We start from the raw sequence: 11,578 nt of genomic DNA, 5'->3' as shown, positions 1-11,578 counted from the left end.
CTTGGATTAAATAAGAGTTTGGTAGCCGTCGGCGTCGGTTGTTGCATCTGAGCTAGGCTTGCCAGAAACCGGAGCTGCAGGTGCTGCTTGCTTAGTATTCTCAAAAGCTTTGATAAGCTCTTGTTTTAGCGAGCCAGCAAAGGCTAAGCGCATCTTGTTGCGCAGCCGACCAAGCGGAATACCAATGAATAATTTGCTGAGCACAAAACCGGCAATAGCGCCCATGAATGCCCAACCGTAGCTAACATTGTTGTAGCGCGCGGCATCAGAAAAGTTGCTAATTAAATGAGGGGTGTCGATCAATATATAAGGTATTGATTGAAAGAAAGACATTATTCCGTAGCGGCTGATACTGGCGCCAGCCCAGAATGCACTCCAAGCAAACAGTAGTGCTAAAAAGCCAGTGATTAACGGCTTCCACTTCTCTAGTTTTGCGGCAAAGCCTTGCAGTGGAATGATGCGCTTGGCAGCGTTTAATAGATTAGCTTGAGAGGTATAACCCAAGAAGTCATTGGAATGCAGGTAGTAGCCAAAACGAAAGGTTTTTTTAGTTTTTTTGTCTTCACCCCATAGGGTTGAAATATGCTGAGTAGTTGGCGGAATATCAGGCTTAAAATCAACGCCCATTGTTTCTACTTTGCCATTGTTATCTTCTAGATATATGTTGATACCATCACTAAAGTGTTTAGAACCACCATAGGTTTTTGTTATTGAAATAATGTCGAAGTCATAGTCATTTTTACCCACTCTTATGGTGGTTGGGTGAGATATTTCCATACTGTTCTCGCTACTGCAATTGGTCTATTTAATACAAAAGGAATGGGCTATAAGTTGCCCATTTGCGCAGATTTTGCGGGAAGATTATTACACTAACAATGCGGTGGTTCGTAACTTAACGAATCTATTTGAATTATTTATAGATGATTGATTTAATTTATTTTTACTTGCCTTTCTTGTTTGTTATTTGCCCGTTTATTTAGGCGTGAATAAGTGAAGTTGCCCTGCTCAGTCTGCCGCATTTATATACTCACGGAGTCGTTCGGCGGAGTGAGCGGCATTATCTTGGCAAACAAATAAGCCAATTTGCTCATAACCCCCCATCATTTGAGTTTTAGGCAGAAATTCCACATATAAGCCACAGCCTGGCCCATTGTTAATGATCATGTTGTAAGCAGGCAATATGTTCATTTGCTCCATTAAAGCCAAAATCGCTTGAATGGCTTGCTGTAATCCCAACACCACCTGCTGCTGTTCATCTTGATTTAACTGATGTAAATAGCGTTTGTCGGCGTCTTTTAAAATGAGCAACATGTCTAGTGGTCGTTTCATAAAATAAGGCACCAGTAATTGCCACTCGCCGTAATCTTTGATCAGCAATTCTGGCGGGTTTTCTTCAATCATGTATTGGCTAAAGGATTTGTTATGGCGTTTTCTAAAACGCAAATTGTTGAAAAAGTGCTGCGGCAAAATATTACTGTAAGCGATCTGCTGATGCCCATGCACCAAAGACGCGCCAGCGCTCGCTCCATAGTTTTTAATGATCGACACATAGCCGCTCACCACTTCTTGGTTAAGCTGAGTTTCTGAACGCGCCATAAAGTCGGTAGGTTGGCAAAGCAAACTTTTCTCTAATATTGCCAAGCGTTCAAAACTGATAAGGGCGTCGGCATAAGGCAAGTTTTGCCAATCTTTATCGTGTAAAGATGAGGTCCATTGCAGTAAGTGAAAGCCATAAGATGCGCGGCCTTGGTGCTCTGGATCTTGATGCAGAAAGTAGTCGGCTTCTTCCTGAGGAATATCTTGAATCGGGTGGAAGATGGGATAGAGGTTTTTATTGATAAAGGTAAAGCCTTCGCTGTGTTCGGCAATATCTAATATATCGGCGCTTTTCCCCTCACAAATTGGGCACTGTGTATCGTTTTGATGGTGGCTAGGTTTAGTGGTGGTGTGCACCCGTTTTGCCCGGGCCGAATTGTAGATTACTAAGTTGCCATTGCGTGGATCAATTTGGCAAATACCATCTGGGGCAAATTGTTTGAGCTGCGGGTCGTCACTAATGTTTTGCAGTAGCTGGTGAAATTGCAGCTGGCTAACGTCCTTGCTTAGTGCCAAAGATTGCGCTAATTCTAGGGGTAACTGATGCTTCATCTCGTTGCCTTAACAGGGTGAATAACTATCACTTTTGTGCAATTTGAGTATAGGCAAGCTGAGTGAATTTGTTGGCACTGCTTTAAACAGAATGTTTTTCTAGGCGTCTAAAGCAGCTATCAAGATAGCGGTTTAAACAATAAAGATTGATTAATTAACTTACTTTCATTGGTTTAGCTTTGCTTTTAAATCCTTGTTTAGAGGTGCTTATTGGCGGCTTTATCGTGGTGAAAGAAAATGGTTATGATATTTCAGTGTACATGTGTACGCTGAAATATTATGGTGATAAAAAGTAGATAATAGTTTGGGTAATTAAATGCTGGCTACTAGCTATAGCGCTAGAGAAGAACAACTCAATGTGATCTCTCATGTATTGGGCTTACTGATAGCGATTGTGGGTTTAGTGATGTTAGTTGCTAAAGCGGATGGCGTTATGGAATTAACCGCGGTGAGTATTTATGGCGGTTCACTGATATTGTTATTTTTGGCCTCATCTTTGTATCACGCTGTGGCCCAACACACTTGGAAAGCCGGCTTAAAACTGTTTGATCATTCGGCTATTTATATACTGATAGCGGGCACCTATACGCCGATTTTACTGGTGTCGTTTGACGGTTTGTTATCGCTTATTTCGATGATAGTGATATGGACCTTAGCGGCTTTTGGCGTGGGCTTTAAGTTACTCACTGGTACTCGTTTCCCTAAAGTCTCGCTTACCACTTACTTATCCATGGGGTGGTTATCGTTAGCCTTGGCGTACCCTATGTATCAACATATAGCAGCGGAAGGGTTGTGGCTGTTAGCGGCCGGAGGCTTGCTGTTTAGCGTGGGCGCGATGTTTTATGTCGCTAAGCATAAACCCTATACTCACGCCATTTGGCATCTGTTTGTTGTGGCCGGATGCGCATGCCACTTTGCCACGGTGTATGGCTATGTTATTTAAGTTCAGCCAAAGGCTTATTAGTAATAAGCTTTACCTACTTTTTGTCGGTACAGTATGTTTTGTTGACCTTCACCATCTATGTACAATAGCTCGTTTTCGTTTATTGAAATGATCTGATCACACCAAATACTGCCAATAGGCATAATTTGCGGAATAGTTGATTTAGTAATGGTGGTGCAAAGCGTTTTATCGGTGGTGTCGCTTATCTCATAGGTGCCATCAATTCTAAAGTCAGCATAGGTATCTGGAATCACTCCCCAACTCAGCGTTGTACCGTCAGCATTAAATTGATCGAAGCCCCATACCGACTGACCATGGTCGTCAGAGTTCCCCCAAAGGCCTACCAACGAAGGAGGGGGTGATGTTGCTTTGGTTACCGCCGCTTGCTCTACATATGAGCATGCAATAATGCTTAAGCTCATAATCGAAATAGCTAATGTACTGAGATTCATAGAAAAATTACGTTTATAGTTATGGGAAATCAAAGTGACTTAATTATCATTTAAGCTGGGGAAGGTCAACGTTAAACCTCTCACAACAGCCAATAACTGCTTGCTAACGCACCTTTTTACTAGGTAACACTTTTGTTCGCTAAGGCAACCAGACTAGCTCGGGTAGAGCGCCTAAATCTAACTTGTCACCTCGTTTGGCTGCGACTAAAGCCTGTGGCTGACAGGCCGGTGATTCCCGTATAGCATCAATAAGTCCTTGCTGAGCGCTGGTCTCGCCGTGCACTAATATTAATGGTGGAGAATCTACAAATTGTTGATACCAGCTAATTAACTCGGCTTGATCGGCATGGGCCGATAAACCGCCCACGGTATGTAATTTTGCGGCAACTTTTACAGGCTTACCGCGGATGGTGAGGTGGTCGGCACCATCAACTAACATACGCCCAGGTGTACTGATTGCCTGGTAGCCACAAATAATCACATCGCATTCGCTACGCCACAAATTGTGCTCTAAATGACAGCGGATCCGGCCGCCGTTACACATGCCACTGCCTGCAATAATGATTAAGCCTTTACTTACCTCGTTTAGCTCCATTGATTGCTCAGTACTTTGAATGAATTCTACATTGGACAACAGTGGATGTTCGCCAGGGTGCTGACGAGTGAAGCGTTTGAAGTCATCATCCATCACCGGATAATTGTTGATATACACTTTGGTTGCTTCAATCGCCATGGGACTGTCTAAGCAAATCTTCCAGCGTGATAAGTCCCATTGTTTGGCATAAAGATGGAATAAATACAGCAATTCTTGGGCGCGCCCTACCGAGAATGCGGGCAGTAGTATATTGCCTTGGCTGCCACTAATGGCGGCGGAAAATATCTGCTCCAACTCACTAATGGTATCGTCCCACGAGCGGTGGAAGCGATTGCCGTAAGTGCTTTCCATTAGCACCAAGTCGGCTTGCTCAATGGCTACAGGGTCATTCAAAATAGGCATGCCTTCTCGGCCTAAGTCACCGCTAAAGACGAGTTTTTTGCGAGTACCTATTTCACTTAGCCATAACTCGACAATCGCCGACCCTAGAATATGCCCGGCATCAGAAAGCCGCACACTGAGTTGCGGAAACAGCGCTACCTTTTCGCCATAATTTAGCGGCACAAATTGTTTTACGGTTTGTGCAACATCTTGGTCATCAAACAAGGCTTCAAGTTCAGGCAAGTTATTGCGAATACGCTTTTTGTTAAGCCTTTGAGTGTCTCGGGCTTGCAGCATTGCAGTGTCTTTAAGCATGATTTCGCAAAGTTCTGCCGAGGCTTTATGGGTGTATATAGGGCCGGTGAAACCCGCTTTGACTAGCTGGGGAATACGCCCAGAGTGATCGATATGAGCGTGGCTAAGAATGACCGCGTCGATGCTACTGGGATCAAAGGGGAAGTCTTGATAATTGCGCATAGCATCGGCTTTGCTGCCTTGAATAAGCCCACAATCTAATAATATTTGGTGTTGATCTAGCGTGAGTAAGTGACAAGAGCCGGTGACTTCTTCGGTGGCACCTAAAAACTGCAGAGTCATGGTCATGTTGGGTCCTCTTTTCAGTTCTTTGGCGTCTTATTTAGACGTCTTCACTGTAAGGATAGACCAGCGTTTGTGGGTATTTTGTGCGCCATAGCAAATCGTGACAGTTAGTTGGGTAAAAGAGCACTGAGATAAGAGGTATTGGCTGGATTGGCAAAAGCATGTGCTAGCGGGATGTTAAGTGAAGATAACGCTTATAAGTGGTATAAATATCAATAGTGTATTAGTTAATGGAATAACAATGAGTAGAATTGAACCGAGCTTATCAGACATAGATGACGCAGATACCTACGGAAACTCTTTAGCGGCTAAGCCTCAACATTTAAGCTCAACAAAATTAGCGTCTGTTGGGCGTAGATATGTCGGACAGGTGATTGATGGCTTGATCAGTGTTTTGCTGTATTTAGTTTGTTTAAAGTTGGCCAGCTATGTGGTTAACGATACGGAGAATGCTAGCTGGATAGCGCTATTCGCTGCTGCGAGCTATTTTTTGTTATCTGATGGTTTGCCTAAAGGCCAAAGTATTGCCAAAAGGTTTTTAAGGATCACGGTCATTGATAAGGACAGCGGCGCATATTGTAGTTACTTTCAGTCTTTTGGACGGAATATTTTGAGTCCATTTATTGGCTGGATTGACGCGATTTTTATTTTGTTTCAAGGAAAACGCCGTTTAGGCGACCGTATGGCCAATACCATTGTGATAAAGAATCAAGATTAAGCCATGCTGATACAAAAAAGGCTGCCAATGGCAGCCTTTTATCATCTAGAACTAGGTTTACGCTTTTAATGTAGAAAGCTGACTATCAATTAACTTAGCCACTTGCGACAACTCAGTACTGATGGTTTCTATGTCATGCGCTAATGAGTTCTGTACGCCAGCCGCTTCGCCAATGCCGGTAATGTTGCGATTAATTTCTTCGCTGACTTGGCTTTGTTGTTCGGCAGCTGTTGCTACTTGAACGGCATTGTCGTTAATTGCGGTAATGCTTGCTACTACAGTGTGTAGCTGCTCGTAGCTGGCTTCAGTATCTACAGCGGTGGTGTTCACTTGCTCACGGCTAGTGGCAATTAAATCAACCGTTGCGTTCACGTCGCTTTGTAGCGCTTGAATGAGCTGATTAATCTCTTCAGTTGAGCTTTGTGTTCTACCTGCTAGGTTTCTCACTTCATCAGCAACAACTGCAAAACCACGCCCTTGCTCACCTGCTCGCGCTGCTTCAATCGCTGCATTCAGTGCTAATAAGTTGGTTTGCTCGGCAATGCCGCGAATGGTTTCTAGAATGCTATTAATGTCTTGGCTGCGTCCGGCCACTTTAGTGATACGTTCGCTAATGCCTTCCATGCTGGTGGATACACCGCGAATTTGCTCAACCGAGTTTTGAAACTCTTGCTGAGTTTTACTGAGCTGTTGTTCAGCTTGTTGGGCGTTATTGGCAGTGCCTTGAGCAAGGCCGGCAACATCGCTAGCCGTAGAAGACATTTCGTTTACGGCAGCGGCTACGTTGTCGGTATCGTTGCGTTGTAAACGGCTAGCTTCTCCGGCAGATTCTGCATTTTTAGCGAGAGTTTTTGAGCCTTCAGTGAGTTGGCCAGACTGCTGTTGCAGTTGGGTAATCATCAGGCGTAGCTTTTCAGTGAAGGCATTAAACTGCGTAGACATTTCAAGCAGTTCTTGGTGGCTTTGAATATCTAACTTTAAGGTTAAATCACCATCTTTGCCGGCAAGGTAGCCAATGCGACGCGTTATGGCGTTGAGTGGCTCCAAAAAGCCCTGCACAATACGAGATACAATAAATAGCGCGATGATTCCCACAACCGCAGAAATCATGATCATCTTGCCTTTTGCGTCAGCTGCCGTTTGAGCAAATAGTGCCTGCAATTCTGCAGCACTTAGCTGGCTAGCGGCTGCCGCTTGTTCGGCACTGAGCGAGGCTCCGCCAAACATTAACATGCTGGTTAACACAACAATAAATAATACAGTGATACTGATAAGTAGTTTAAATTTAAACGACAGATTCGCCATTCTGATCCTCCGTGAATGCGTCTGCGGATACAATCGCATACTTTTGAATTTTGCGCTCTATTTTCCTTGGATATTGTTGATGAACAAGCAAAAAAGTTCAGTTTTAGATGCCGTGCAGTGAGCGATATCTAAAACTGTTGGCATGGTAAAGTAAAACTGCGGCCTAGCGGGTTAAGCTGCTGGCCGCAACCTTGATTAAGGATGGCTTTGTAAATCGATTTGATAGAGGGCAAATCCGCTATCATCTAAGCCGACTTTCTGCATCGGATAAATAGCGTTATCAGCGATAAATTTGGCGGCTTTGTCGCTGGGCGAGGTTTCGAAAAAGATGTTTATTTTGGCTTTGCTTTTTGACTGCAAGGGCGCAAATGTCCAGTTGTTATCCGCAGTAGGGTTTATTTCCCCTTGGCTTTTGCTCACTCGACTAATGTAATTGGCCAATACGGTGCGGTTTTCATCGGGGGCCTGAATCACTACTTTATCTTCGCCGGTGCCTGCAAAGCCTCCGCTATAGGCGCGGTAGTTGTTAGTGGCAATTAAAAACTGTTGTGAAGGGTCAATCGCTTTGCCTTGATAAGTAAGTTGTTTAATCCGCTCAGACTGAGGATTAAACGGTTTGCAATCGGCGTCAAAGCGCGCTGGCTGGCTCACATCAATTTGGTAATTGACTCCATCAATCACATCAAAGTTATAGGTTCTAAACTCGCCCCAGTTAATTAAGGCTTGCGGGGTGGCTTGCATTGGGTCTATTTGATTAAATTGTCCGGCTGAACATTCAAGCCAGTCTTTAACCTCTGCTCCGCTTACTTTAAGTACCACCAGAGTATTAGGGTAAAGATATAAGTCGGCGGCATTTCTAACGGTAAGCTCGCCGGCTTCCACCTCAGTGTAATTACTTGGGTCGTTTTTTCGCCCTCCAGCTTTAAATGGCGCCGCAGCAGATAACACCGGTAAGTCGGCTAAGTCTGGGTCACCTTGAATCAATGTTTGCACGTAATCGGTTTGTGCTAGGTTAACAATTTGAATGGTTGGGTCGTCTTGCACTAAGGCCAAGAAGCTGTACATCAAATCACTCGACTTGCCCAAAGGTTGATTAACATAATCACGAGTGGCTTGATGATCGGACGCCACCGCGGCAACAATTTTAGGGTCTGGTTTAGCGAGGGCTTGCTGGCTGCTGTTATCAAAAATAGGCCGATTGAACGATTGGCTTTTGCTAACTTTCCAACCGCTTTCGGTGTGTGTTAACTCTAAGTCGATAATGCCCACATGGCTGCCCCAGCGACCAGGCATTACCGCAGCCACTCCATTAATAGTGCCAAGTTGGTTGTCTACTCCTGGTAAGTTATCAAAGCCTTTACCTGGAAATACGCTGTGGGCATGGCCGAAGGCAATAGCGTCTATATTGGGGACTTCAGAAAGATAATAGACCGAGTTTTCTGCCATCAGTTTATACGGGTCGGTAGATAAACCTGAGTGAGGAATCGCGACAATAATATCGGCTCCCTCTGCTTTCATTTTTGGCACCCAAAATTCGGCACTTTGCTTAATGTCTTGAGCGCTGACTTTTCCTTCTAAGTTAGCTTTATCCCAAATCATAATTTGCGGCGGCACAAAGCCGATGTAACCAATCTTCAGTGCTTGAGCTTGGCCAGCCTTATCGTTAAAGCTATAGCTTTTAATCAAGTAAGGGGAGAAGTAGTTTTGCTGGTTGTCACTTCGAATAACATTGGCGTTAATATAGGGGAAAGTAGCGCCACTCAAGGCTTTGTCCAAAAAGGCTAAGCCATAGTTAAACTCATGATTACCGATATTACCCACCTCGTAATTTAAGGTATTCATGGCTTTGTAAACCGGATGAACTTGCTGCTTATTCAAGCCCCTATTGGCAATGTAGTCACCCATAGGGCTACCTTGTATTAAATCGCCATTATCCACCAATACACTGTTAGCGACTTCTGCTTGTGCTTGTTTCACTAAGCTAGCAGTGCGAACTAAGCCAATTTTTGCCGAGGGTTTGTCTTTGTAATAATCAAAATCCATCACATTGGCGTGAATGTCGGTGGTTTCAATGATCCTCAGTGTTAAGGTTGAATCGTGGGCATGAGCACTGATTGATAAAAATAGGCTGGAAAAAACTAAAAATTTTAAACCCTGCATGATGACTCCATGGTTATAAACTAAGTAATAAAATAAACCATAGCAGACCCAACTAAGTGTTGTGTCTCATTGCGTTGTTAAAGTGTATTTGCAGTACTAATTCAAAGTCTTAGCTATGCTAAAATAGTGCAAAATTTTTGGAGTTGCCATGCCCTACCAGTTGGTTTTACTTGGCCTCGCCGGCTTGATTGCCGTAGGCATTTTATTACACCACCCCTCGCGTACTTTGGGTATTCCCTCGTTGCTGATTTTTATGGGGGTAGGTTTGTCGATTGGTAACGGTGAATTCAACTTTGTTTACGACAACTTGCAAGTGACTTCATTGGTGGGGTCATTTGCGCTGAACATTATTGTGTTTGTTGGTGGCATTAATACTCCAATAAGCAATATTAAGCTGGCGTATAAAGAAGGCGGAGTGCTATCTACGCTGGGCGTGCTGTTTACCTCATTTATTTTTGCGATTATCTTTCACTTAGTTAGCGACTACGACTTTGTATACTGTTTGTTGTTTGCTGCGGTGGTGTCCTCTACCGATGCAGCAGCAGTGTTTTCTATTCTTGAATCAAAAAAGCTCAAACTTAAAGAAAGTACCGATACGGTGCTGGAGTTTGAATCGGCCACCAATGACCCGGTGGCACTGATTATGGTAGTGATTCTTACGGGCTTGTCGTTAGCGCCTGATAGCGGTGTATCGGCCCTAGAAATAAGCCAAACCTTAACTCTGCAAATTGTTGGTGGCCTCGCCATTGGTTATGTAGTGGGTAAATTATGTGTTATTGCTCTGCGCCAAATTAGCTTGCAAGAATACGGATTGATTCCAGTCTTTGTATTAGCCTGTTTCATTCTGGCGGCCTATGGCAGCGAATTGGCGGGCGGTAATATTTTGGTGGCATCGTATGTTGCTGGTGTAGTGATTGGTAATGGTTTGAAGCGAGGAAAAGAAGTAAATAAACACTTCTTTAATAGTGTGTCTTGGCTGGCACAAGCCATCATGTTTATTATCTTGGGCTTGCAGATCTTCCCTCAACAGTTGCTTGAGGTGGTATGGCTAGCCCTTATCCCTAGTGTGTTGCTCATGTTGGTAGCAAGGCCGCTAGCGGTGCAGCTTTGCTATTTACCTTTTACCAAAGCGTCTTGGAAAAAGCGTTTATTTATTTCCTCCATTGGTTTGAAAGGGGCCACTCCAATTGTGTTTGCCCTCATCCCAGCCGCCGCTGGAGTAGAAGGTGCTTTAGAGATGATGCACATGGTGTTTTTTGTGGTCCTCTATTCGGTATTTATCCAAGGCGCAGCCATTGAACCCTTGGCTAAGAAGTTAAAACTTAACCAGGATTAACGGGCTTGGTGGTTTTGCTGCAATGCTCAATAATGAATTGACGTAACCAGCGATGTGCTTGGTCGTGCTCTAAATGTTGCGGCCAAGCCAGTAAATAGCTAAACGGCGCCATTACTACCGGTAAGGGCAACATGGTGAGCTGGTGAGTATCCATCACTTCAGTGGCGAAGCTGCGGGTACAGGTAAACACTAAATCACTGGATTTACATAATAAGGATGCTGCAAAAAAATCCGCAGTAAGAGTGCTGTTTTCAATGTGTAAGCCTTGGTCGGCCAAGACACTGTGTAATAGCCAACGGTCGCCCACTTCACATTCACAATTTACATGCGCTTGCGCTAAATAGAGCTGCAAGTTCCATGGTTTTTGTAGCACTGGGTGGTTGTTGCGAACTAAGCATACATGGTCTTCGGTAAACAGTTCTACAGTTTGCAGTTGCTCGGGGATTTGTCGCGTTTGAAAGGTACTAGGGGCGCGTTCATCGTTGTCTCGAGCAATAATCGCAAGATCAAATTCACCCTTAATTAAGCCATCAATACTGTCACTGTCTAAACGGTGAGTATCGAGTTTTAAGCCCGGTGCTTGTTGCATTAATTTGCCAAAAAAGCGCGGCAGTAAGGTCGTAAAACAGGTTTCGTTCAAGCAACAACGAAAGTTTCGTTGGCTGGAACTTGGCTCAAAACCTTCCGCTTCAATCATGTCATTGGCGCTTTGCAGCCATTGCCTCAGTTTGGGTTCAAGGTTACGCACTCGCGGCGTGGGGCTTAATCCTCCGGCATGGCGAACAAATAGTTGGTCGTTAAGTTGTTGTCTTAACTTGGCTAATTGTTTGCTAACGGCAGATTGGGTGAGGAATAGTTTTTCTGCCGCGCGCGATACACTTTGCTCTTCTAGCAAGGTGAGTAACACTCGCAGTAAATTTAGGTCATATTGCTGTGACAT

10 protein-coding genes are annotated in these 11,578 nt (G+C 44.2%); 3 read left to right on the top strand and 7 right to left on the bottom strand.

The features are described from left to right. Nucleotides 1-6 precede the first annotated feature (6 nt). Nucleotides 7-777 carry a hypothetical protein gene (locus FFR00_RS14515; protein ID WP_137674135.1) on the bottom strand — a complete coding sequence of 257 codons (771 nt, stop codon included), beginning with the start codon at nucleotides 775-777 and terminating at the stop codon, nucleotides 7-9. A gap of 228 nt (nucleotides 778-1,005) precedes the next feature. Next, entirely contained in the window at nucleotides 1,006-2,148 is a 1,143-nt protein-coding gene (locus tag FFR00_RS14510; RefSeq protein ID WP_137674134.1) for a hypothetical protein, read from the bottom strand. Between the two features lie 316 nt (nucleotides 2,149-2,464). Here FFR00_RS14510 and FFR00_RS14505 point away from each other — a divergent pair, with 316 nt between their 5' ends. Then, entirely contained in the window at nucleotides 2,465-3,091 is a 627-nt protein-coding gene (locus FFR00_RS14505; protein WP_137674133.1) for a hemolysin III family protein, read from the top strand. 17 nt (nucleotides 3,092-3,108) lie between these two features. Here the strand turns inward: FFR00_RS14505 and FFR00_RS14500 are convergent, their stop codons facing one another. Continuing rightward, complete coding sequence (locus FFR00_RS14500) at nucleotides 3,109-3,543, bottom strand: hypothetical protein (RefSeq protein WP_137674132.1); 435 nt, start codon at nucleotides 3,541-3,543, stop codon at nucleotides 3,109-3,111. A 139-nt stretch (nucleotides 3,544-3,682) separates the two neighbouring features. Further along, entirely contained in the window at nucleotides 3,683-5,122 is a 1,440-nt protein-coding gene (locus FFR00_RS14495; RefSeq protein WP_137674131.1) for an MBL fold metallo-hydrolase RNA specificity domain-containing protein, read from the bottom strand. Between the two features lie 238 nt (nucleotides 5,123-5,360). Between FFR00_RS14495 and FFR00_RS14490 the strand changes: the two genes are divergently transcribed. Next, nucleotides 5,361-5,837: an RDD family protein gene (locus FFR00_RS14490; protein ID WP_137674130.1), complete on the top strand. Its 477-nt coding sequence runs from the start codon at nucleotides 5,361-5,363 to the stop codon at nucleotides 5,835-5,837. 57 nt (nucleotides 5,838-5,894) lie between these two features. Here FFR00_RS14490 and FFR00_RS14485 read toward each other — a convergent pair whose 3' ends face one another. Beyond that, nucleotides 5,895-7,142, bottom strand: a complete 1,248-nt coding sequence (locus FFR00_RS14485; protein ID WP_161985177.1) for a methyl-accepting chemotaxis protein — start codon at nucleotides 7,140-7,142, stop codon at nucleotides 5,895-5,897. Nucleotides 7,143-7,337: 195 nt separating this feature from the next. Further along, nucleotides 7,338-9,302, bottom strand: a complete 1,965-nt coding sequence (locus tag FFR00_RS14480; RefSeq protein WP_137674129.1) for a bifunctional 2',3'-cyclic-nucleotide 2'-phosphodiesterase/3'-nucleotidase — start codon at nucleotides 9,300-9,302, stop codon at nucleotides 7,338-7,340. 148 nt (nucleotides 9,303-9,450) lie between these two features. Here FFR00_RS14480 and FFR00_RS14475 point away from each other — a divergent pair, with 148 nt between their 5' ends. Beyond that, on the top strand, nucleotides 9,451-10,638 hold the full coding sequence (locus FFR00_RS14475) for a potassium/proton antiporter (RefSeq protein ID WP_137674128.1): 1,188 nt from the start codon (nucleotides 9,451-9,453) through the stop codon (nucleotides 10,636-10,638). On the opposite strand, the gene FFR00_RS14470 is transcribed toward FFR00_RS14475, so the two are convergent. Beyond that, entirely contained in the window at nucleotides 10,625-11,578 is a 954-nt protein-coding gene (locus tag FFR00_RS14470) for a LysR family transcriptional regulator (RefSeq protein WP_137674127.1), read from the bottom strand. The genes FFR00_RS14475 and FFR00_RS14470 overlap by 14 nt on opposite strands.

It is taken from the genome of Agarivorans sp. Toyoura001, from assembly GCF_005405585.1.
Lineage (GTDB): Bacteria > Pseudomonadota > Gammaproteobacteria > Enterobacterales > Celerinatantimonadaceae > Agarivorans.
Note: the sequence above shows the minus strand (reverse complement) of the source record. Positions and strands in the feature narration are given on the sequence as shown.